The organism is Cohaesibacter gelatinilyticus (genome assembly GCF_900215605.1).
GTDB classification, from domain to species: domain Bacteria; phylum Pseudomonadota; class Alphaproteobacteria; order Rhizobiales; family Cohaesibacteraceae; genus Cohaesibacter; species Cohaesibacter gelatinilyticus.
Genome location: NZ_OBEL01000001.1, coordinates 406120 through 428416 on the forward strand (window position 1 = coordinate 406120; position 22297 = coordinate 428416).

At 49.9% G+C, this 22297-nt stretch carries 20 protein-coding genes; 11 read left to right on the forward strand and 9 right to left on the reverse strand.

The window, feature by feature from the left end; genetic code table 11:
• Window positions 1-13: 13 nt before the first annotated feature.
• From dxs to CRO57_RS01905, 4 genes are all read right to left on the reverse strand, one after another.
• A complete protein-coding gene (gene dxs, locus CRO57_RS01890) occupies window positions 14-1936 on the reverse strand; it encodes a 1-deoxy-D-xylulose-5-phosphate synthase (protein ID WP_097151707.1) in 1923 nt (640 codons plus the stop codon).
• A 352-nt stretch (window positions 1937-2288) separates the two neighbouring features.
• A complete protein-coding gene (locus tag CRO57_RS01895; RefSeq protein WP_097151708.1) occupies window positions 2289-4307 on the reverse strand; it encodes a bifunctional metallophosphatase/5'-nucleotidase in 2019 nt (672 codons plus the stop codon).
• 155 nt (window positions 4308-4462) lie between these two features.
• Window positions 4463-4915, reverse strand: coding sequence for a large conductance mechanosensitive channel protein MscL (gene mscL / locus CRO57_RS01900; RefSeq protein WP_097151709.1), 453 nt, complete (start codon window positions 4913-4915; stop codon window positions 4463-4465).
• A 133-nt stretch (window positions 4916-5048) separates the two neighbouring features.
• Window positions 5049-6068 carry an L-threonylcarbamoyladenylate synthase gene (locus CRO57_RS01905; RefSeq protein ID WP_097153144.1) on the reverse strand — a complete coding sequence of 340 codons (1020 nt, stop codon included), beginning with the start codon at window positions 6066-6068 and terminating at the stop codon, window positions 5049-5051.
• Between the two features lie 171 nt (window positions 6069-6239).
• Here CRO57_RS01905 and CRO57_RS01910 point away from each other — a divergent pair, with 171 nt between their 5' ends.
• Window positions 6240-6878 (forward strand): hypothetical protein, encoded by a 639-nt coding sequence (locus CRO57_RS01910; protein WP_097151710.1) that lies wholly within the window; start codon window positions 6240-6242, stop codon window positions 6876-6878.
• A gap of 205 nt (window positions 6879-7083) precedes the next feature.
• Window positions 7084-8883, forward strand: a complete 1800-nt coding sequence (locus tag CRO57_RS01915) for an acyl-CoA dehydrogenase family protein (protein ID WP_097151711.1) — start codon at window positions 7084-7086, stop codon at window positions 8881-8883.
• Between the two features lie 88 nt (window positions 8884-8971).
• On the opposite strand, the gene CRO57_RS01920 is transcribed toward CRO57_RS01915, so the two are convergent.
• Entirely contained in the window at window positions 8972-10390 is a 1419-nt protein-coding gene (locus tag CRO57_RS01920; RefSeq protein ID WP_097151712.1) for a M16 family metallopeptidase, read from the reverse strand.
• Window positions 10391-10393: 3 nt separating this feature from the next.
• Window positions 10394-11974 (reverse strand): M16 family metallopeptidase, encoded by a 1581-nt coding sequence (locus tag CRO57_RS01925; protein WP_097151713.1) that lies wholly within the window; start codon window positions 11972-11974, stop codon window positions 10394-10396.
• 743 nt (window positions 11975-12717) lie between these two features.
• On the opposite strand from CRO57_RS01925, the gene CRO57_RS01930 reads away from it, so the two are divergent.
• The 9 genes from CRO57_RS01930 to CRO57_RS01975 all read left to right on the forward strand — a co-directional run bounded on the left by CRO57_RS01930 (window position 12718) and on the right by CRO57_RS01975 (window position 19479).
• On the forward strand, window positions 12718-13086 hold the full coding sequence (locus CRO57_RS01930; RefSeq protein WP_097153145.1) for an AtpZ/AtpI family protein: 369 nt from the start codon (window positions 12718-12720) through the stop codon (window positions 13084-13086).
• A gap of 77 nt (window positions 13087-13163) precedes the next feature.
• Window positions 13164-13916 carry a F0F1 ATP synthase subunit A gene (locus CRO57_RS01935; protein ID WP_097151714.1) on the forward strand — a complete coding sequence of 251 codons (753 nt, stop codon included), beginning with the start codon at window positions 13164-13166 and terminating at the stop codon, window positions 13914-13916.
• 96 nt (window positions 13917-14012) lie between these two features.
• Window positions 14013-14240, forward strand: a complete 228-nt coding sequence (locus CRO57_RS01940) for a F0F1 ATP synthase subunit C (protein ID WP_097151715.1) — start codon at window positions 14013-14015, stop codon at window positions 14238-14240.
• Window positions 14241-14361: 121 nt separating this feature from the next.
• Window positions 14362-14913 (forward strand): F0F1 ATP synthase subunit B, encoded by a 552-nt coding sequence (locus CRO57_RS01945; RefSeq protein ID WP_097151716.1) that lies wholly within the window; start codon window positions 14362-14364, stop codon window positions 14911-14913.
• 11 nt (window positions 14914-14924) lie between these two features.
• Window positions 14925-15407, forward strand: a complete 483-nt coding sequence (locus tag CRO57_RS01950; protein WP_097151717.1) for a F0F1 ATP synthase subunit B — start codon at window positions 14925-14927, stop codon at window positions 15405-15407.
• 305 nt (window positions 15408-15712) lie between these two features.
• Entirely contained in the window at window positions 15713-16780 is a 1068-nt protein-coding gene (locus CRO57_RS01955; protein WP_210200727.1) for a serine hydrolase domain-containing protein, read from the forward strand.
• 155 nt (window positions 16781-16935) lie between these two features.
• A complete protein-coding gene (gene acuI, locus CRO57_RS01960; protein ID WP_097151718.1) occupies window positions 16936-17934 on the forward strand; it encodes an acrylyl-CoA reductase (NADPH) in 999 nt (332 codons plus the stop codon).
• A gap of 232 nt (window positions 17935-18166) precedes the next feature.
• Complete coding sequence (locus tag CRO57_RS01965) at window positions 18167-18814, forward strand: TetR/AcrR family transcriptional regulator (protein WP_097151719.1); 648 nt, start codon at window positions 18167-18169, stop codon at window positions 18812-18814.
• Window positions 18815-19290: 476 nt separating this feature from the next.
• On the forward strand, window positions 19291-19479 hold the full coding sequence (locus CRO57_RS01975) for a hypothetical protein (protein ID WP_097151721.1): 189 nt from the start codon (window positions 19291-19293) through the stop codon (window positions 19477-19479).
• 203 nt (window positions 19480-19682) lie between these two features.
• On the opposite strand, the gene CRO57_RS01980 is transcribed toward CRO57_RS01975, so the two are convergent.
• The 3 genes from CRO57_RS01980 to CRO57_RS01990 all read right to left on the reverse strand — a co-directional run bounded on the left by CRO57_RS01980 (window position 19683) and on the right by CRO57_RS01990 (window position 22295).
• Entirely contained in the window at window positions 19683-20312 is a 630-nt protein-coding gene (locus tag CRO57_RS01980; protein WP_097151722.1) for a LysE/ArgO family amino acid transporter, read from the reverse strand.
• Window positions 20313-20445: 133 nt separating this feature from the next.
• Complete coding sequence (locus tag CRO57_RS01985; protein ID WP_097153147.1) at window positions 20446-21066, reverse strand: LysE family translocator; 621 nt, start codon at window positions 21064-21066, stop codon at window positions 20446-20448.
• A gap of 98 nt (window positions 21067-21164) precedes the next feature.
• Window positions 21165-22295, reverse strand: coding sequence for an FG-GAP repeat domain-containing protein (locus CRO57_RS01990; protein WP_097151723.1), 1131 nt, complete (start codon window positions 22293-22295; stop codon window positions 21165-21167).
• Between the last annotated feature and the right edge of the window lie 2 nt (window positions 22296-22297).

Here is a 22297-nt window from a genome sequence, read left to right on the forward strand (position 1 = left end):
AACAGCACCAGGATCAGGCGATTTCACCCGCTTCTGCCGCTTCATTGACATCACGACCCAAGGCTTCAAATACGGTTTTGACAATGCCATCGGCATCAAGGGAGGAACCGGCATACATAACATCCGGCTTGCCATGATCGGTATATTCATCATTCATGGTCAGAGAGCGGATTTTCAGGCTGCCGTCCAACGCGCCTTCGTTTGCAAGAATATGCAGCACTTGCGATCCAAAGCCGCCAGTTGCGCCTTCTTCAATCGTCAGCAAGACATCATGCTCACCTGCAAGCTTCAGGATCATCTCTTTGTCTAAAGGCTTGGCAAAGCGGGCATCGGCAACAGATGTGGAGAGGCCATAGCCATCCAGTTTTTCTGCTGCTAGCAAAGCTTCGGACAGACGCGTGCCAAAGGACAGGATCGCGATCTTGGATCCTTCCTTGATCATTCGGCCTTTGCCGATTTCCAATGGTACACCTGCTTCAGGCATATCGACGCCAACGCCTTCGCCACGGGGGTAACGGAAGGCGATTGGACCGTCATCATGAGCAGCAGCGGTTGCAACCATATGAACCAGTTCGGCCTCGTCACTTGCAGCCATCACTACCATATTTGGCAGGGAAGCAAGGAAACCAACATCGAAGCTGCCAGCATGGGTGGCACCATCCGCACCTACATAACCTGCCCGATCAATCGGGAAGCGAACAGGCAAATTCTGAATGGCGACATCATGCACGACCTGGTCATAGGCGCGTTGCAGAAAAGTTGAATAGATTGCGCAGAATGGCTTATATCCTTCACATGCCATACCTGCGGCAAAGGTTACAGCATGCTGTTCGGCGATACCGACATCAAAGGTACGATCCGGGAAGTCTTTCTCAAAAATATCAACCCCGGTGCCTGATGGCATGGCTGCGGTGATGGCAACAATCTTGTCATCCTTGGCGGCTTCTTTGGACAAAGATTGGCCAAACACTTTGGTATAGCTTGGCGCGTTGGATGGCGCTTTTTGCTGGGTACCGGTGATGACATCGAACTTGCCAACGCCATGATATTTGTCAGCAGCATTTTCGGCTGGCTCATAGCCTTTGCCTTTTTGCGTCACTACATGGATCAGAACCGGGCCTTGTGCACTATCACGAACATTTTTGAGGACCGGTAGCAAGTGATCGAGATTGTGGCCATCAATTGGACCGACATAATAGAAGCCAAGTTCCTCAAACAACGTGCCTCCGGTCACGAATGAGCGGGCGAATTCTTCGGCTTTGGCAGCCTTTTCTTTGAAAAACCTCGGCAAACCTTCGGTCAATTGCTTGCCAATATCGCGCAAGGACAGGAAAGTTTTGCCAGAAATCAGGCGTGCCAGATAAGCGCTCATGGCACCGGTTGGCGGTGCAATGGACATGTCATTGTCATTAAGGATCACAATCAGGCGGCTATCAAGAGCGCCAGCATTGTTCATCGCTTCATAGGCCATACCAGCAGACATGGCACCATCGCCAATCACAGCAATGACATTGCGTTCGTCTTCGCCGGAGAGATCTGAGGCCACTTTCATGCCAAGACCGGCAGAAATGGATGTGGAGCTATGCCCCGCTCCAAAAGGGTCAAATTCACTTTCCGCGCGTTTGGTAAAGCCGGACAAACCATCTGGCTGGCGAAGCGTGAGCATGCGGTCACGACGTCCGGTCAGAATTTTGTGCGGATAACATTGATGTCCGACATCCCAGATCAGGCGATCACGTGGTGTCTCAAATACATGATGAAGGGCGACTGTCAGTTCCACGACACCAAGACCTGCTCCCAGATGTCCGCCCGTGTGGGAAACGGACTCAATCATGTCCGCCCGCACATCCGCAGCCAGATCTTTCAGATCAGCTTGAGAGAGAGAGCGAATATCTTCGACTGACTGTATTTGGTCGAGCACTGGTGTATTGGGCACTTTGAATCACCGCATAGCTTGTTTTATCGATCCGGTCCCGCTGCTGGTGCCGGTCGCTTCACCTTCAGCAGACATGGGGAGGCATTATAGATCCAACAAGTCTATAGGAAAAATTCCCCAACCGGTTTGATCTATACCGAAAGCACAATAAGGGCAAGAAGATGTCCCACAGAAAATAGGCTAAAAAGGCATCAACTACCCTCTGAACAAGCTGTTATACGATGGAAAATGTCAGGTGGCCCTATCTTTCACCGAAAAGGAGTGAAGTGGTAAACCATGTGTGAGCTACAGGAGGAACTTCGACGCAGTACTATATCCTGCGTCGAAGCAGAAAGAGGAGTGTGGGTCCGAGCTAACGAATTGTCAGGCGCCCGTCCAGTTTGCCGCCATTGAATTCAGAGATTTCCTTGTTAGCGCGGATATAGGCAATCACCTCATTCCGATAAACAAGACCGGTATGATCATAGTTCAGTTTACGTAGGTCAAAACTGACGATATCTCCTTTTACGCCACCGCCGATCGGCTTGGAGTTCCACGCCTCGCCATAACCACCGAGTGCCATATAGGTATTGATGGCAATGGTAAAGGTCTTGTCGAGAACGCTCTCAATCGGCTGACCGCTCAAGGTGATATTGATTGCTTTGGAGGAAGCAGCATCATTTCCAAGCTCGATCTCATAGCGAATGCCAGAGGAAAAATGCAGGAAACCACGAGAGACAAAGCCGGACATATCGGTCTTGGCCACTTCTTCCGGGCGTAGCAAGCGTTTTACATTCGATTGCAGCATGTCATGGATCTGTCGGCCGCTCATGGTCGCCACATGAATGGCATCGGCGTAAGGCATGACATCATACCAAGCTTTGAAAGAGAGCGCCCCCTTGGCGACACCGGATGATACACCGGTGGCATTGAACAAGGCAAAATCCACTTTGCCTGATGGGAAGGTGGCAGAACGTGCGACAACCGCATCATTCATGAAGTTGGCCAGTGCATTCTCACCCACATAACGTGAATTGATCATTGCTTCGCGACCCAAGCTATCGGTTGCCACATCGCCAATCACCTCAGCAAGTTTGCTGTCGAGCGCTTTGATGAGAGGAACGACAACGCTCTCTTCAAAGCCGGAATCCCAATCGCCGACTTGTTGAAGAGAGGCATATTTCGGGTCGTCAGCTTTAACACGCTTATCGCTTTTCTTGATTGGATGCAAAGTGACAGAATTGTACCAATTCTCCCGCCCCTGATCGGCAGCGATGGACAGGGCAATGTCACCAAGATATTTGCCATGGGCCTGAGCTTGCGTGATCAGCACACCATCAATCAGGTTGTTTTCGTCCATGCCTTGAGCATTGAGTTTGGTATGGGTATGCCCACCAACGACGACGACTGGCTTCTTGCTGAGCTTGCTGGCAAGGCTGGCAACTGCGAAATCACCATCGCCAATATCACGCTCTGTCGCCGCTTTGCCGGAGGCATGTTTGCCTTCGCCATAGCCACAATGAGAGAGAATGACCACGACGTCTGAGATGTCAGAAACCGCTGGCAGCAAATTCTCAATCGCTTTCAATGGGCGTTCAACTGCCAAAGTAGGGTCTTCCGGCTGGCCGACGCGAGTATCGATATTGGTGGTAAGACCGATCAGACCAATGCGAAGACCCTTGATCTCGGCAATGGCCGCAGACATATAATCTTTATCGCGGATCATATGCTTGGAGCTATGAACATTTGCCGAGAGAAGAGGGAAATTGGCGTCTGTATCAATGCCTTTCTTGAGCAGTTCCGCTCCACGGTCAAATTCGTGATTGCCGATGGCTGCCACATCCAGACCAGCTGCGCTATAGGCGCGATATCCGGCATCGGCGGCAAATTCCTCAGGGCTCCAGCCCATCAACTCATCAAAGATGGACCCGGTGTGATCGTCACCTGCAGACACAAACAAAACGGCTTCATCTTTTGCTGCATTGGATCGTGCTTCCTTGACCAGCTTCACCATCTGCGCCAGACGACGTGTATCGCCTTTCTTTTTGTGCATGTCGGTGATGTGATTATGCATGTCATTGAAGTGCAGAACCCGCAAGACACGCCGCTCGCCAGCTTTCAGGACGGGCGAGGGCACAGCAGAGCCATCTTCGGCAACGATCCGCTTGATAGGCGCGGCTAACGGATCGCCTTTCAGCAAAAACAGCTTGTCGATTGAACCGTTCGGGTTTGGCTTGGAAGGAACAAGCTGCAACTCACCCACATTCGGGGCGGCATTGGCACGGAAGGTCAGAAAGGGAGAAAAGGAAGCGAGGCCAGCAGTAGCGGCACCACCCAACAGTATGGTGCGACGGCTGAGCCCATTGGAAAGGGACTGGTTATGATGTGACATGAGAGCTCTCTTGGCATTCAAGAATATAGTGGAGAATGCAATTAAGGAGCGCATCTCATGTCGAGCTTGTGACAAACCGACGAAAATTGTTTGACAGAGGTGACTGTGGACGTAGCGCTCTGTCAAACAATCTGTATTGGTTGAGCTGGTCGGGATCAGGCCTTGTTCTTTTTCTTGGCCAGAAGATCACGAATTTCCATCAAAAGTGCAATATCTTCAGCGGGTTTGGCTGGTTCTTCCTCTTTGACTTCTTCTTCCTTCTTCATGCGTTCTTCGGCTTCTGCACGCAACTTGTTGACGCTTTTGACCATCAGGAAAATGATCCAGGCCAGAATAAGGAAATTGATCGCTACCGTGAGGAAACTACCCCAGGCGAGAACCGCGCCTTGTTCTTTGGCTGCTTCAAGGGTTGAAGCTGTCACGCCATCGGAGAGGGGAAGGAAGTAATTGGAAAAATCCAGACCACCGAAAATTACGCCGATAACAGGCATGATGATATCACCAGTCAAGGATTTGACGATCAGGCCAAAGGCACCGCCAATAATAACCCCAACAGCCAGGTCCATGACATTGCCTTTGGCAATAAAATCTTGAAATTCTTTCAGCATCAGGTGCTCCCCGGTTTGTATCACAGCAAGTCTTGCTTGCATTGCTATAGTCACATCCGGGAAAGAGTATATCGAGCCCTAGACAAAAGTTGAAGCCTGTCTGGTTTTCGTCCTTGGGTAATTTTGCTGACAATTATCGGCCAGCAGCTGCACGACGCAGACGATCATTGATTGCCTCGCCCAATCCGTCATCTGGAATAGGCGCTACCGCGATCAATGAGGTACCGTTGCTATCCAATTGGCGGAGCCCGGCAAACAGATTTTGGGCAGCTTCCAGATCATTGCCTGATACAGAAAGATTGAGGATGGAGCTTGCCTGTTCGGAACCATCCGGCAAGTCAGGTCCGAAAGCCAGCAGGGCTTCGCCTTCATTGACGGTGACGGCATTAAGGCGGACAGGACAGGACGGTGCATAGTGACTGGTGAGCATGCCGGGGGAGGAGGGGGTCTCATCATCCGATCCAGCACGCAACAACACTTTGCCCAAGCAGTCTTCAATTGCCTCGCTTGATAATCCACCAGGCCTCAATAGCGTTACCGGTTGCTCTGATGCGCAAAAAACAACACTGGATTCGACACCCACGGAGCAAGAGCCGAGATTCGCAATCACATCAATACGACCATCAAGTTCCTCAATGACATGTGAGGCGCTGGTTGGACTAACGCGCCCAGATCGATTGGCTGAAGGTGCCGCCAAGGGTCGGTCCAGCGTATAACTCAAAGCCCGCATCAAGGGAGCATCAGGTACCCGCAGGGCAATTGTGTCCAATCCTGCACTGACCAGATCGGCAATAGAGCTGTGAGGCTGTTTTGGGACAACGATGGTCAGTGGACCCGGCCAGAAGGCTTCTGCCAGTCGCAACGCATCATCATTGAACTGACCATAATGTTGTGCAGCCTCAAGGTTTGGCAAATGAGAGATCAAGGGATTGAAGGAAGGGCGGTTTTTAGCGGAAAAAATTCCGGCCACCGCCGTGCTATTCGTGGCATCTGCCGCCAATCCGTAGACCGTCTCGGTCGGAATTGCCATCAGACCGCCCCCAGCCAGACATTCAACAGCCTGTTCGAAGCCATCCAATGGCTCGGAAAGAGCTCCAGTTTTTGGATCAATCACAATGTCGGTAGGGGACCAGAGACGGGTGGTTTTTCGCATTTTTTCAATCATCTGCCAGAAAAAGCTGGCCTCTTGTAAAAGAAGAGCGATAACAGGTCCAGACTTTTTGCAAAATCCCTGCTTCACGCCTATCTGTCGGATCTGTCGTTGGAAGAGAGGCAGGAATCTGAAAGAATGGAGAAAATAAATCGACCTGGCCATGATCAACCAATGAAAACAGCAATCATTCTAACTGTGCTCTCTGCCTTCTTGCTTACCGCCGCCTATGGTTTGGTCGATGGGAAGGCCCACGCAAACAATGCTTGTCCACGTAACTGGTCTGAAAAAGAGAGTCTGGTGCTTGAGCGGCGCAACCCGAAACTTGTAACCAGATTTTCGCGCCGAAATGGACGTTTGATCGAAGACCAGACCAAAATGGATTTTGGTAGAGAGACGAAAGTACGCAATCTCTATCATCATCCTCTATTGCCTGCTGATATTGAACAAAATGATCGCAAGGTCACGATTGCCTTCGACGATCCTGTTTCTGATATCGATCAGCTGCCGGAAAAGAAAAGATGGCTGAGCGAGATGACCACGAAGATCAATGGTGAGATTGCGGCGGAACGCGTGGTTATCAGCCTTAGTTATGGTGGAAAGGTACCGCTTCTGGTCGGGAAATGCCGTTATGAGACGTGGAAAATCCGAATGTCTCAGGATTTTGGTTCAAAAGGCATTTTGTTCAAAACACTCAATTATGCGCCTTCATTGGGCATTGCTATTCGAGATTTGCGAACCAATCAGAAAGGCAACACATTGGGCGGGGTGCAATATGACAGCATCAAGCTCGAACCTTTATCTAAAAATTGAAGCGCTCGTTATCTGAATCCGGAATTCGGCCACACTAGGCCAAAGGGGTTGCTTGACCCATGGCGAATGAGCGTTAGTCTGCAACTCGGTTTATCTTGATAAATCAGCCGTCATCAGACTGAAAAAGCATGACTGCAGAATAGCAAGATAGATACTGGCTTGCTCAGCCAGACCATTGCAGACAAGTTATATTGGAGACCAAATCATGAGCTATCGCGCACCCGTCGATGACATGGCATTCACCCTCAAACAGGTGGCCGGGCTTAGCGAAATGCTGGAGCAAGGTGCTTATCCTGATTTGGCTGATGATCTTGTCGAGGCGATTCTGGAAGAAGCCGGTCGTTTTGCAACCGAGGAAATTGCTCCGCGCAATGCAAAGGCGGATATGGAAGGCTGCCAACTGCAGGAAAATGGAACAGTCTCAACGCCTGAAGGCTGGAAAGAACTTTACCAGACTTGGGCGGAAGGTGGCTGGAATGCGTTGACCGGACCAGAAGAGTTCGGTGGCCAAGGGCTTCCTTTGCAAATGGCTGCAGCGGCAATGGATATGTGGAACCAGGGCTCCATGGGCTTTGCGATTGGGCCGACCCTGACCATGGGTTCGGTAGAGGCGCTGGAAAAGCATGCATCAAAAGAGCTGAAAGACAAATATCTGGCCAAGCTGGTGTCTGGTGAATGGATGGGAACCATGAACCTGACCGAGCCATCTGCCGGATCTGATCTAAACGCCATGAGGACCAAGGCCGAACCCGTCGGTGACGGTACCTACAAGATTATTGGCCAGAAGATTTTCATCACCTATGGTGATCACGAGTTGACCGACAATATCATCCATTTGGTTCTGGCACGTCTTCCGGATGCACCGGCTGGCACGCGCGGCATCTCTCTCTTTCTTGTGCCTAAATATATCGTTAATGACGATGGCTCACTCGGCGAGAAGAATGATCTGCGTGCAGCAGGGGTGGAGCATAAAATGGGCATCCATGCATCCGCCACCTGCACCATGGCCTTTGGCGATAATGGTGGCGCTATTGGTTGGTTGATTGGTGAAGAGAATCGTGGTCTCGCCTGCATGTTCACCATGATGAATAACGCTCGCCTGATGGTCGGCATTCAAGGAGTGGGGGTGGCAGAACGTGCCACTCAGCAGGCAGAAGCCTATGCCGCAGAGCGTAAGCAAGGCAAACGCGTTGGCGCACCAAAAGATGGTGAAATGGAGCCAATCCTCGTTCATCCGGATGTGAAACGTAACCTGATGACCATGAAGGCTTTGACCGAAGCGGTTCGTTCCATCAGTTATCGTTGCGCCTTTGCACTTGATCAAACCAATCTGGCTCTTGCAAAAGGTGATGCAAAGTCTGCCAAGCATTGGCAGGAACGAGCTGGCATATTGACACCGATTGCCAAGGCCTTCTCCACTGATATTGGTTCCGAAGTTGCCTCCATCGGCGTGCAGGTTCATGGCGGTATGGGCTATATCGAAGAAACCGGAGCAGCACAGCATATGCGCGATGCTCGGATCGCTCAGATATATGAAGGAACCAACGGCATTCAGGCCATTGATCTGGTCACTCGTAAGCTGCCTTTGTCTGATGGTGCAGCTGTCAAGGAAATGCTGGTGGAAATGAGCATCTGGGCCAAACGTGCAGCAGAGAGTGAAGACGGCAGGCTTGCTCTATGCGGCGAAGAGATGATTGAAAGTCTGGAAGATTTGAACTTTGCAACCGAATGGCTTTTGTCATCACTCAAGGATGGAAAACCCAATCTGGCTCTGGCCGGGGCAACACCATTCCTGCGTTTGTTTGGCCTGACGCTTGGTGGTATTTTGATGATCAAAGGTACAATCCTGTCATCCGAACAACAGCACTCTTCTGCGGCCAAACGCCTGGCATTACTGCGTTTCTATTGTGTGAACCTCCTTCCCCAAACAACGTCACTCCTGGATGCCATCGTCAACGGTGCCGAAAGTGTCATGGAGACGGATGTTGTTTTTGACGGGCTTTGAACCTCGCCCTGTATCGCCTGGCCGCATATGAAAAAGGCCGCCAGATGGAGCTTCGGCGGCCTTTTTCATGATCGAATAATGTTGAAGCTCAGTTGGCTTTGCTGGTTCCGGCTTTCGCGGTTTGCAAGTTCTTGCCGACGGTCATCACAAACAGATTCTCTGGTTTGAACAGGCGCTTGGCGACGCGTTTTGCATCCTCAAGGCTCACTGCCTCAATATAGCTGTTGCGTTTGTCGAAATAGTCGATACCCAGATCTTCTTCCTGAATACCCACCAGCTGACGGGAAATCTTGGAAGATGTGTCAAAGCGCAAAGGATACGAACCGATCAGAAACTGCTTAGCAGCGTCCAATTCGTCCTGGGTCAAACCATCTTTGGCAAGTTTGGTAATTTCGATACGAACCAGTTCGATTGCCTGCTCGGTATTGTCAGTCCGGGTCTGCATGGCGCCAACAAACAATTGCGAATGCTCACGATCTGTCAGATAGCTGGCAACGCCATAGACCAGACCTCGCTTTTCACGGATCTCGGTGAAAAGACGGGAATTCATGCCGCTGCCTAATGCGTGATTGATGACATAGGCTGCATAGAAGTCAGGATCATCGCGCTTGATGCCTTCCAATGCGAAGCGAATGCTGGTTTGCGGGTTGTTGACCGATATGTCCTTGCGGCCTTTATTTGTCAGGGTGTAATCCGCGACTTCTACGGTTTCACCTTTAGCAGGCAAAGGAGCAAAAATTTTATCGAGGAGCGGTGCCAGCGTCTTGGCATCTATGGCCCCGACCACACCGATGATCAGATCATCACGGGTCAGAACATTGCGATGAAAGTTCACAAGATCAGCCTTGGTGATGGCCTTCATGGTTTCCAGCTCCCCATCACCGGGACGGCTGTAAGGATGGTTTCCATAGACGGACTGACGCCACGCTTTTGACATGATATTGCGTGGGGATTTTTCCTTGCGCTTCAGCCCGCTCATCAAAACCGCTCGCATGCGTTCAATTGCATCTTCGTCAAAGCGCGGTTTTTGTAGGGCGAGGCTAAGCAGGTCCGTGGCTTCAGTAAGGTTGGGTGTCAAAGTGCGCAGAGAGCCATAGAAACGCTCATAGCCAGCATCAAAGCTCATATGAATGGCATTTTCTTCCAGACGTGTGTGGAAGGCTTCTGCCTTCATATCACCCGCACCTTCATCGAAAAGCGCAGTCAGCATGGTTGCAGTGCCGAGCTTGTCGGCCTTTTCATTGACCACACCGCCCAAGAAAGAAAAGTCCATGGTCACGATGGGAACAGAATGCTCCTCCACCAACCATGCCTTGATACCGCTGGGGCTGACGACTTCCTGAATTTCAGTTGCACGAGCGGGACTCAAGCTTGCAACAACCATTGCCAATAGGAAGAGAAGACCGATCACCAATAGAAATGGACGGTTATCTGGCACCTTTTTGGCCTTTGCAATAGCGCGCTTTTTGAATGCTGGGGAGGAGGGCTGAGAATCTTGATTATGCATGGCTTAGCTCTCCTTCTTTGCAGAAGATTGAGGTTTGGATTTAGGGAGCGGATGTGTGTCGTTCGGCGGCATTTTGTCATGTTTGGTCACCGGCTTTGCAGCTTTGGGAGCGCGTAAGTATCCGGTCACGGAACGATTCTCTTTCAGATACTTTGCGGCAACATCCTGAACATCCTTGATGGAGAGTTCGCTTAATTTTTGGGGCCAATCACGGATATCATCGAGAGTGCCGCCGGTTGTCAGAGTTCGCCCAACGATATTGGCCAAAGTGACCTGGTTGTCCTGACTATAGTAACTTTGCGTAAGTATTGACCGTTTGGCCCGCTTCAACTCTTCTTCACTAACGCCATCGTCTATCAGGCGTTGGATCTGTGCGCCAATGGCCGTATCCACATCAACAAGTGTCTTGCCAGCAGCAGGAGAGCCATAAATATAGAAAGTCGTATCATCCAGCCCATTGGAGGAATAGCCTGCCCCGGCAGATGTCGCGATCTTGTCCTTTACAACCAAGGTTTGATAGAGGCGGGAATTGGTGCCTGATCCGAGGATATATCCAAGCAGATCCAAGGCGTAAGATTCCTTGCCAGTCGCTGAGGTATAGCTCGGTACCACATATGAACGGCTCATTTGTGGTTGGGTGACGCGCTCATGTCGCAAAGTGAGCGTGCGTGCAGTACGTTGTGGTGGTTCTATTGGCCGAATACGAGGACCCGGTTCGGCTCGGCGTTTGACTTTGCCGTAGGTCTCCTTCGCCAGCTTCTTGATTTCTTCCGCATTCACATCACCTGCCACAATGAGAATGGCATTGTTGGGCGTGTAATAAGTATTGTAGAAATTGAGAGCTGTTTCTCGATCCAGTTTCTCGATTTCATGAGCCCAGCCAATGACCGGCTTGCCATAGGGGTGATTGCGATAAAGCGATGCTGAGACTGCTTCTCCCAATAGCGAGCTTGGAACGCTATCCGTACGGCTTACACGTTCTTCCTGAACCACCTGGCGCTCTGGATTGACCTGATCTTCGCGCAACACCAGATTCGCCATGCGATCTGCTTCCATTGCCATCATGGTTGGTAGATGCTGTTTGGCAACACGCTGGTAATAGGCCGTGAAGTCATAAGAAGTGAAAGCGTTTTCCTGGCCTCCGACGGATTCGATGATTCGCGAAAACTCTCCGTCAGGATGCTCCTTGGTGCCTTTGAACATCAGATGTTCGAGAAAATGTGCAATGCCGGTTTCGCCGGGTTTTTCATCGGCGGAGCCCACTTTGTACCAAACCATATGGGTTGCTACCGGTGCCCGATGATCGGGAATCACAATCACCTGCATGCCGTTGTCGAGTTCAAACTGCGAGAAATTGGCGCCAAGGGAAGGCAGATCCGCGAGCGATTCGGTCATTTTGCCCGGAACATCATTTCCGCTTTTATACAGAACGGACTGTATGACGGGGATTGGCACAGCGTCATTGCTAGCATGCACTCCGTGAGCTGAGGCTTGAGTAACGGCAACCGAACTAAGAAGCGCAAAGAAGCAGCTCTTCAATAGCCATTTGGAGGAAGGAGAAGGTGGATTCGAAAACTGGCGCATATATCACTCCAGAAAATGGGTCCCGGATCGGGTAAATGAAAGGAACTGATATGATCCTTGAAATGTAGGAACCACTCTGATCACACCCAAATGAAATGTTCGTAAGTATTTGAGTACTTTCTCTATCCCTATGAAAGGAAAAAGGTTTCAGGACGAACTGTGTCTGTAATCGTGGATAATGATTCCTTGTGAAGCCAAATTGAGGCTGTGTTTGTGGTCTAAACATGGCGAGCTGAGATACATGAACAGGTCTTTCCTTGACGATGTGAGCGGTACAACGGACATCTCAGCCGCTGTAATGGCCAGATATGGGAGCCTCGGAGAATCTCGTGTAGGTCAACAAGGATCACGGTCATTGGAAAAACGGAGAAACAGGGGATTTGCACATTCTCAGAGTTGCATTTGCAACTTTGGTCGGCATTTTCCAGTTGGTTGTTGTCAGGAAAATGATAACAACCGGGGAAAAACTGAGGATTTCCACCTATTTTGTTCCAATCAGAACCAATTCTCCTTGGCAATTGGGCGAAGAATACTCCCTCAAAAGGTGCGAAAACAAGATTTCTATAAATATTACAAAGAACTAGCTTCAGATTCTGTTGTCTTGACACCCCAAGGCCTCGCGATTATGGTGCGCCCGTCTTCGATAGCTCGGTTTATCCGACTTCGTTACAAGCTCGATCATCGTCTTGGCGGGCAAAACCTGGCGCCGCGATATCCATCAGGCAGGAACGGGAATTGACGCGATGAATTCTGATGAACGGGACAGTAAGCTTGAAGTAGGTAAGACCGGAAAAGAGCTAGAAGAGACCAAGGAGCTGGACAGCCGCCTCGAGGAACTGGATGCAAAGCTGGCGCAAATGACGCAGCAAGGTGATCAGGACCAAGGGGCGCAACAAGGAAACGGGGCAAATGCATCTGGCCTCGCCATGGCATGGCGATTGGGATCAGAGTTTATTGCCGGTGTCTTTGTTGGTGGTGCGATTGGATGGCTCATTGACAAATGGTTTGGCCTGGCGCCTTGGGGAATGATCATATTCATCCTTCTCGGTTTCATGGCAGGTATGCTAAATATGCTGCGCTCGGCGGGGAAGATATCTCCTCCGGGTGAGTAAAAACAAACTGGGCAGGATGGCTTCAAAGCTTTTTGCCTCGAAGTGCGACTTGGACATCTAATAAAGGGGCTCACGCCGTGGCCAACGATCCGATCTCACAATTTAAGATCAATTCGATCTTTTCTCTAGGCGAAGTCGGTGGCGTTGAGTTCGCAATGACGAACTCCGCTGTTTTCATGATTGCAACCATTGTTGTGATCTCCAGCTTCCTGATCATGTCTACATCTGGCCGTGGTCTGGTGCCTAGCCGCTGGCAATCAACGGCGGAGCTTGTTTATGAGCTCGTGGCGAGTACGCTAAGGAACACAGCAGGTACCGAAGGGATGAAGTTCTTCCCACTGGTATTCTCCTTGTTCACTTTCGTTCTGACCGCCAACCTGATTGGCATGTTCCCTTACTTCTTCACCGTTACCTCGCACATCATCGTTACGCTTGCGCTGGCCCTGCTGGTGATCACCACTGTGATCCTGTACGGCTTCATGCGCAACGGCATTGGCTTCCTGAAGCTTTTTGTGCCTTCTGGTGTTCCGGGCGCTATCCTGCCCTTCATCGTTATCATTGAAATTCTGTCATTCCTGTCCCGTCCAGTCAGCCTGTCGCTGCGTCTGTTCGGTAACATGCTGGCTGGTCACATCGTCCTCAAGGTTTTTGCGGGCTTTATCGTGTCCTTGACAGCAGCAGGTGCTGCGGGTTGGCTGGGTGCTATATTCCCATTTGCCATGACCATCGCGCTGACAGCTCTGGAGTTCCTGGTCGCTTGTTTGCAGGCTTACGTCTTTACGATCCTGACCTGCGTATATCTGAATGACGCGATCCACCCGTCTCATTAGAGGTGCCAATAGGCAACTTGAACCAGGTCCTGGTGGAAAAGTTTCGAACTATCAACCTAACTCGAATTCTCGTTTGATTTAATAGGAGAGATCACAATGGAAGCTGAAGCAGCAAAGCTGATTGGTGCTGGTATCGCTTGCATCGGTATGGGTGGCGCAGGCATCGGCGTGGGCACCATCTTTGGTAACTACCTGTCTGGCGCTCTGCGGAACCCTTCTGCAGCCCCAGCCCAGTTCACCAACGCGCTGATCGGTGCAGCCCTTGCTGAAGGTCTTGGTATCTTCTCTCTCGTTGTTGCCCTGATTCTCCTCTTCGTAGCTTAATCCTAAGCAAATACGAAGATTCAAAAAACGTCGGTTCCGCCTTGCTCTGCTAGACTCTCTTTTATTGTTCTAGCAGAGCGGGCAAGTAAAAAATGATCCGGCTTTTGATTGGGAGATTGCAATGACGAAGAACCTGATTGACTCGCAAGAAGGCATTCCAGGTATGATGGAAGATACGGGGGCGAATTTTCCTCCGTTTGATTCCGCTACCTACGGTTCTCAAATTTTGTGGTTGGTTATTACTTTTGGGCTTCTCTACTATCTGATGTCCAAAGTGGCACTGCCGCGCATTGCGAACATTCTTGAAGTACGGCGTGACAGGATTGCCAGTGACCTTGGAGAGGCTGAAAGCCTCAAAAAGGAAACCGATGAAGCGATCGCCTCATACGAGCAATCCCTGGCAGAAGCTCGCCAGAAAGCTCATGGCATCGCCCAATCTGCTCGTGATACGGCAAAGGCGGACATCGAGTCCAAAAATGCTGAGATCGAAGCAGACATTGCCAAACAGCTGGTAGCGGCAGAGGAAAAAATCTCTGCGGTGAAAGCCAAGGCAATGGGCGAAGTTGAAGAGATCGCTCAGAGCACGACCGAGGCAATTCTGGAGCAGATTATGGGCTCCGGCGTCGCAGCAAAAGACGTTGCAGTGGCTGTAGCAGCTGCAAAAGCGAATTAAGGGAGTGCATCATGGGTGACGCAACTTTATGGGCTTTTGTCGCGCTGATCGTTTTCTTTGGTATCATCATCAAAGCTGGTGTACCGGGAATGATTGCTGCAGCCCTCGACAAACGCGCAAAATCTATCGAGGATGAGCTGGATCAGGCTCGTCGTCTGCGTGAAGAAGCACAGGCTCTGTTGGCGGAATACCAGCGTAAGCAGCGTGAAGCGGAAAGCGAAGCTGAGGAAATCGTTACCTTGGCCAAGCGTGAAGCAGAAGCGATGGAAAAAGACGCTGCGGCCAAGATTCAGGACTATGTAGCTCGCCGTACCAAACAGGCTGAAGAAAAGATTGCTCAGGCTGAAAGTCAGGCAATTGCTGAAGTCAAGGGTGCAGCAACCGATGTTGCTGTTTCTGCGGCCGAAAGCATTCTGGCCAAGCAGATGGGCGGTAAAGCAGGCAAGGCCCTGCTGAAGGCCTCTATTGAGGAAGTTGGCGGAAAGCTCAACTAAATCAAAAGAGCGCCGGATCCTTCACCGGATCACCAAAAGAGTTTAAAAGGCCGTGGCAAACTTTGCCGCGGCCTTTTTAGGTTGTGGCCGCTTTGAAGGAACCTGTTTCTGCATGGTTTGTTTGGTAGAATGTCCGCGCGAGATCCTCTGAAATGATGCGTTGGTCTCATCAAGTCCTTATGGGAAATGAATTGCCTTGTGATTTGGGAAAGCAATGTCCCAATACTGCTTTCGTTCATTCGAACTGATCCCATATAATGATATGCGTCTTACTTCGTGCTCATATTTTTCTGGTAGATAAATCCATGGCAATTTTAAAAAACATCGGCCTTACTTTTGTGGTCTGCATGCTGATATCCAGTCAGACGGTCTGGGCTATAGATCACGACCTTCAAAAGTCGATTGATGACGCCAAGGAGGCTGGCAAACTGCAAGGGCTTCATCAAGTGATTGTGTATCATAAGGGGAAACTCATTGTTGATGCCAGTTATCAGGGGTTGGATCAGAGATGGGGTAGCCCACTCGGGATGCGAGAGTTCGACGATGGCAGCCTGCATGATCTGCGCTCTGTTACCAAGAGCATAACCAGCCTGATTTATGGAATAGCTTTGGCTGAGGGAAAGGTGCCCGATCCATCGAGAAGCCTCTATGCAGCATTTCCAAAATACAAGGATCTGGGTGAAGAAGAGGGCCGTAGTAGCATTTCAGTTGACGATACTCTTAGCATGCGAATGGGAATAGAGTGGGACGAAAGCCTACCCTATACGGACAAACGCAACAGCGAAATCGCCATGGAGTTTTCCAAGGACCGCTATCACTACGTGTTGAGCCGACCATTGCAGGGAAAGCCAGGCGAAAAATGGGTCTATAATGGAGGAGCGACAGCGCTGGTTGGCCGTTTGATAGCACAAGGAACAGGCGTGACGCTGGATGCATATGCCAAAGAGAAGCTGTTTGATCCGATGGGCATAGATCAGTTTGAATGGGTGCGGGGAGCTGATAAGGAACCATCTGCTGCTTCTGGTCTGCGTCTCCGTGCCAAGGACCTCGCCAAAATCGGATTGATGATCAATCAGGGTGGAAAATGGCAGGGTAAGCAGATAGTGCCTCTTGATTGGATCAAGACATCACTGGAACCCAGAACCGTTACGAGTTCCGGCTTGAAATATGGCTATTTCTGGTATCTCTCCCCGCGAGGTGAACCACCCTATTGGGCCGCTGGGTTCGGAAATGGAGGCCAGCAATTGATCATCAATAAAGGACTGGATTTCGTTGTTGTCATTTATGCTGGCAATTACAATCAACGGGATGCCTGGAAGATGCCAAGGTCATTGGTTGAAAACCATCTATTGCCCAAACTTCTTCCCAAGTGAGCCAAGGGCCTGACCTCAAAAGAGCGGAAACTCCGACTAATGACTGTCCCGGGAAACTGAATTTCTATATACAAACGATTGTTCGTTTAATAAGCTCCATGCGAAGAATATTGAAAAGCATGTCAGGAGATCAGGACATGCGAATGGAGAGAGAAATGGATCAGTTCAAAGCGATTGTGATTGACCGTGACGAGGAGAAAAAGCAAAGCGTTGCAGTCAAAACCCTGAACCAAAGTGACTTGATGGATGGCGATGTTACCGTTCAAGTGGCCTATTCTACAGTCAATTACAAAGATGGCCTGGCCATTACCGGCAAAAGCCCCGTGGTTCGTCGCTGGCCCATGATACCTGGCATTGATATGGCGGGAACGGTTTTGGCGTCAGATAATTCTGACTTCAAACCTGGCCAGGAGGTTGTTCTCAATGGTTGGGGTGTTGGTGAGACCCATATGGGCGCCTATAGCCAGGTGGCGCGGGTCAAATCAGATTGGCTGATCCATAAGCCGGAAGGTCTGAGCGCAAAACATTGCATGGGAATTGGTACTGCTGGCTATACGTCCATGCTTTGCGTCATGGCTCTTGAGAAGGCTGGCCTGACGCCAGATAAAGGACCGATTCTTGTCACTGGGGCCGCTGGTGGCGTTGGCTCTGTTGCAATTGCCATCCTTTCCAAGCTTGGATACCACGTTATTGCGTCCACGGGGCGTAGCAGTGAAGAGGCGTATCTGAAAAGTCTTGGAGCTTCCGAATTGATTGATCGTGAGGAACTGTCGGGTCCGGCCCGGCCATTGAACAAGGAAAAGTGGGCGGGTGCCGTAGATGCGGTTGGCAGTCACACATTGGCCAATGTACTATCCATGACCCAATATGGTGGTGCAGTTGCTGCTTGTGGTTTGGCTCAAGGCATGGATCTGCCATCCAGTGTTGCCCCGTTCATTCTGCGTGGTGTCAGCCTGTTGGGCATTGATTCTGTGATGGCACCGAAAGCAAAACGAATCGAGGCATGGAGCCGTTTGGCTCAGGATCTGGATTTATCGAAGCTGGAAAGCCTGACCAAAACGGTTCCATTTGACGAGGCCATGCAGGCTGCCGCCGATATCGTGGACGGAAAAATCCGCGGTCGTATCATTATTGATATCGCCGATCAGGGCTGATCAGGCTGCAATCGTGAAGGCTCCATAGGTAAAATTAATAATACATATGGAGCTTCGCAATCATGAATTATATGACCTGAAGAATGGTAAGCAGGGTCACCGATATTTCTGTCTATTGAAGTAAACAACGTAATCCGTGATAGTACGCCCGGTGCGATTGAATAAGGCTGCCAGTCAGCCGGAACAATAATGGGAAGCTTTAAGGCCTTAGATCCTTCAAGCTAAAGGGATTATGACCTCCAAACGAAAAAATTTTACGCAGGAGAACCGCTCTACGCGAGATTTGATACTGGATATTGCCGAGCAGGAAATTGCAAAGAAAGGGGTGGAAGGGCTCAAACTGAAAGATGTGGCAGAACAGGTCGGGGTGCAACTCCCATCCATCTATGCTCATTTCTCTAGCCGCAAAGAGGTATTAGAGGCTTTGGCGGACCGTTTGATGGATGACTTATTGATCATTTACCACGATATCAAGGCATTGCCGCCTATGGAGGGCCTGTTGGCCAGCGCGGAAAAAACCATTGAATTCTACGTAACGCATTGCGGCTATGCCCGTTTGTTACTTGCTGACTTTCCTGCGCCTTTTGAGTATTCGGTCTTCAATAAATGTAGTTCCAAAATTCAGGAAGTGCTTGTCGTCATGGGCGACATGATCAATCGTGGGGTAGAAGAGGGGACAGTTCGGCAGGTACCACCAGATTTACTTTTGTCCTTTCGCATGGGGATTACACTTTTTCCACTTTTTATGCGTTCCGATATAGGTCGTAAGGAGATGGTTACTGATGCTGTTATCATTGAGAGGATTACCCGCGAGTCGCTATCATTGCTGCGCCAATTCCTGGAACCAGTAAGAAATGAAAATGGTGCCTGTCTCACATAATGTAGAGATCTGGATTCTATGGCCGAGAGATGAAAGCCGGAAACGCAGGAGGTGTTGTCGGCTTTTTTGCCAAGTGGAAGCAAGAAACAGCATTTAAAGCGTTACAGAAATCAATTTGTATATGTGCAAAAATTGCATATTTCATGAAAAAGCGCTTTTGTTTCAGTTGTGCACATATCTTTTTTTCTGCGTTCCATGCTCAGCATTGAAATATTATTCTATCAATAAGAAATATAATTTCAAAATTCATTCATAAATTGTTTTTTATTCAAAAAAATTTGGGAAAAAATTAAATAATATTGTTCAGACTGCATTAAGGGCTTTTACAACAGGGAAGTTTGTGATTACCTCGCAGGAACAGATCAAGACGAGGCGGTAAGAAAAGCCTAGATTTAAAAGGTGGATCGAAGTCAAGGTTCTGCCCTATTCGAGTCCTAGATGATCTGTTCGTGCAATAAGTCAAGTGAGTGAAAGCGATGTCTGCTCAAGCTGCTAACCAAGCGACCAATATCTCGACCCCGGCAAATGAGGATCTGCTGGAGAAGCAATATCATACTATCGGCATTCAGTCCGTGGCGGCCGCAATGTCATGCGCCTCCAAGAAGAAGGCAGCTAAGAAGAAGGCAGATTATCTGACCCTCTCTGAAGAGATTATGACCGATTAGTCCGCGTTGCCGGATAAGGTGTTGCGACAATCAGACTGAAAAGGCCCTTTCATTATAGTGAAAGGGCCTTTTCAGTTTATGGCTATGCCGTGGTAGAGCATATTTCCGAATGCGGATGCACTTTTCTGACAAGAATATGCTTGGAAGCTATGGTTTGGACATTTTGATTAATCGGGCATTCATTCAAAACACCCTAGGTGGGTTTAAGCCCTGACATTGGTGAGGATCAATGAGAGAGCCAGAAGCCACATGATAGAGCCGATCAGAATATCAAGAAGTCGCCAGGCAATTGGTTTTTCAAACAAAGGTGTCAGAACTCTTGCACCATAGCCCAGAGAGAAGAACCAGACAAAGCTGGCCGTTATCGCTCCGATGGCAAAGGCACCTTGCGCCGCACCTCGCCATTGAGCGGACAATCCGCCGACCAGTAATACAGTATCCAGATAAACATGCGGATTGAGATAGGTGAAAGCCAGAACAGTCAATATGGCCTTTCGAAGGCTAATGTTCCCACCGTGTCGAGCATCCATGTGTTCTTGCTTGAAGGCACGCATGAAGGCCTGCAGGCCATAGACAAACAAGAAGGCAAAGCCACCCCAAGTAATGAGTTGTAAGACCAGATCATAACGTTTGACGAGGGCACCCATGCCTGCAACACCAGCCAGGATCAATAAGGCATCTGACAACGCACATAAAAAGACAATGGGAAAAACATGTTGGCGCTGCAATCCGAGGCGTAGGACGAAGGCATTTTGAGCACCAATGGCAATGATCAAAGAGCCACCTAGCAAAAAACCGGTGACAGCGGGTTCAAGATAGTGCGCAAATGTCATAAAGGTAGGACCAAGGAACAAGGAGGATATCAGACATGCCTGATATCCTCCTTGTTAAGCCTAATGATCAAAAACCGCAACCTTGGAACATGGCTGGAAGATTTGAGCGTTGATCTTCTTTGATTTGAAGATTTCATTTATTCCATGCAGAGCGGAGCAGGCCAAAACCTGCAACGGCAAACAGGCCTGCGACAATTCCATCAATCCATTTGCGAAACGTTGAATAGCCAGCCATGACACCGGGAAGAGAAAAGGCAAGTGAGTAGGTGGTGTAGATTATGAAACCCAGAGCAACACATAAGATGGTCATCAAGGCGATCTGTCCTGCATGGCTGTAATCGTTGGTTCCAATGGATAATGTTGCCATCCATGCGACAACAGCTTTGGGGTTGGAGAGATTGAGAAAAAGACCTCTTTTGAGCCAGCGATCACTCGAAATCTGAGAAGATAGGATAGCAGTCTGTTGACAAGCCGAGTTTGCTGACCGGGCTGCGAGCCATAATAGATAAGCCCCGCCGACAATTTTCAGAATGACCAGGGCATGGTTGGATGCCTGAAGGATTGCACCAATGCCGCTGGCAGCAATCAATCCCCAAAATGCCAAGCCAAATGACAATCCAAGCCCGAAATGCAGTCCGCTCTTTCGCCCGGATGCCATGGAGACATTCGCCAATGCAATCGTGGCCGGCCCGGGAGAGGCCGTCACCACGAGAAAAGCCAGTGCGACAGCACCCATATCTACAAAATCCACCATGGTTGCATCCTCCCACATCCTGCCAGAACACGATATTTTCATGTACCACAGAAGGCCTGTCAATCAATGGTCTGCTAGAACACCATCAGTGGAAGCGATCAATCGAACAGATCACCATTCGGGTTGGTCAGAGAGTAAAGATGACCGTCGGACAAACCCAATAGTATTTGTTGTTTGCCAGTTGGTTGTCTAATGAGTGCGAAATCCGTCGTTGGACGTGAGGGAAGAGACACTCTCCCTAAGATATTCAGGGTTTTGCCGTCCAATACCAGTAGAGCGGACTGTTTGGCGTCAGGGATGATGATGCGGCTGGCATTGTTTTTGACCACGACACTTGAGAGGCCAAGAGCGCGACTGCCAATAGAGTGATTGGAAAAGCCGTTGGCCTTGTTGCTCTGAGTCAGCTTTTTGCCGTCGAAACGCCAAATTTGTAACTGTCCTCCGATATGTGGTGTACGAACAAGTCCGATTTCGGGTCGGCCATTGCCAGACAAATCTGCCAATACAGATGGATTCAGCCAACGATTTGCCCTACCGATGGCTGGCGTCTCTGCCAGCAAGCGTAGCTCATTGTCACGGATGCCCAGAATTGCAATAGCGGCACCTGCACCAAGGTAGGAGCGTACAAGAACAAGTTCATTCCGACCATCGCCATCCAGATCGGTAAGACGCGGAACAAGATCTTCAAAAACGGAATCTTTGGGCAATTTGAAATGACGATATTGTCCGTTCTTGAGCTGAACGGCCACTCCTTCCGCTTCAATGGCATCTCCCAGCACACCGTGCTGATAGCGGCTGGTCGGTCCTGTCAGCCAGGCCACGCGGATATCTCCGTCTCTTGCGGTGGCGACCTGTCCATCCCTCAGTGCTTTGCCTTGCGATGCCGGCAAAGAAGGTGATGCTTGGGGTGGTGCTTTGATCAGGCATAGGTCATTGCTGCCATCATCGCAGCCAATTGCACGATGCCAATTTGTCCCTTGGCGCACATAGACACTCTGCCCTTTTCCGTCATTCGATTGCACCAGCAATTCTTTAACTGGTTGCTGGGTGTGCAGCTTTTGTAATGAGAGGCCTTTGCTATTCATCGCAATTGCCGGAGACATCAGAAATGGTAGGCACAATACGGAAAGATAGAGCTGACGAAAGTGCTTCAGGCTCGGTTTGGGACGTGAGAAAGCTGATTGAGGCGAATGTTGCTGGTCAGGATTTTCAGCAAAGGGCGATGCCATGA

Bases quoted from the DNA above. Each gene is read 5' to 3' on its own strand.
- CRO57_RS01965 (WP_097151719.1), top strand. From the start codon at position 18,167: ATGACCTCCAAACGAAAAAATTTTACGCAGGAGAACCGCTCTACGCGA.
- CRO57_RS01990 (WP_097151723.1), bottom strand. From the start codon at position 22,295: ATGGCATCGCCCTTTGCTGAAAATCCTGACCAGCAACATTCGCCTCAA.
- CRO57_RS01985 (WP_097153147.1), bottom strand. From the start codon at position 21,066: ATGGTGGATTTTGTAGATATGGGTGCTGTCGCACTGGCTTTTCTCGTG.
- CRO57_RS01945 (WP_097151716.1), top strand. From the start codon at position 14,362: ATGACGAAGAACCTGATTGACTCGCAAGAAGGCATTCCAGGTATGATG.
- CRO57_RS01980 (WP_097151722.1), bottom strand. From the start codon at position 20,312: ATGACATTTGCGCACTATCTTGAACCCGCTGTCACCGGTTTTTTGCTA.
- CRO57_RS01905 (WP_097153144.1), bottom strand. From the start codon at position 6,068: ATGCGAAAAACCACCCGTCTCTGGTCCCCTACCGACATTGTGATTGAT.
- CRO57_RS01920 (WP_097151712.1), bottom strand. From the start codon at position 10,390: ATGCATAATCAAGATTCTCAGCCCTCCTCCCCAGCATTCAAAAAGCGC.
- CRO57_RS01915 (WP_097151711.1), top strand. From the start codon at position 7,084: ATGAGCTATCGCGCACCCGTCGATGACATGGCATTCACCCTCAAACAG.
- mscL (WP_097151709.1), bottom strand. From the start codon at position 4,915: ATGCTGAAAGAATTTCAAGATTTTATTGCCAAAGGCAATGTCATGGAC.
- CRO57_RS01910 (WP_097151710.1), top strand. From the start codon at position 6,240: ATGAAAACAGCAATCATTCTAACTGTGCTCTCTGCCTTCTTGCTTACC.
- acuI (WP_097151718.1), top strand. From the start codon at position 16,936: ATGGATCAGTTCAAAGCGATTGTGATTGACCGTGACGAGGAGAAAAAG.
- CRO57_RS01930 (WP_097153145.1), top strand. From the start codon at position 12,718: ATGAATTCTGATGAACGGGACAGTAAGCTTGAAGTAGGTAAGACCGGA.
- CRO57_RS01950 (WP_097151717.1), top strand. From the start codon at position 14,925: ATGGGTGACGCAACTTTATGGGCTTTTGTCGCGCTGATCGTTTTCTTT.
- CRO57_RS01955 (WP_210200727.1), top strand. From the start codon at position 15,713: ATGGCAATTTTAAAAAACATCGGCCTTACTTTTGTGGTCTGCATGCTG.
- CRO57_RS01975 (WP_097151721.1), top strand. From the start codon at position 19,291: ATGTCTGCTCAAGCTGCTAACCAAGCGACCAATATCTCGACCCCGGCA.
- CRO57_RS01940 (WP_097151715.1), top strand. From the start codon at position 14,013: ATGGAAGCTGAAGCAGCAAAGCTGATTGGTGCTGGTATCGCTTGCATC.
- CRO57_RS01925 (WP_097151713.1), bottom strand. From the start codon at position 11,974: ATGCGCCAGTTTTCGAATCCACCTTCTCCTTCCTCCAAATGGCTATTG.
- CRO57_RS01895 (WP_097151708.1), bottom strand. From the start codon at position 4,307: ATGTCACATCATAACCAGTCCCTTTCCAATGGGCTCAGCCGTCGCACC.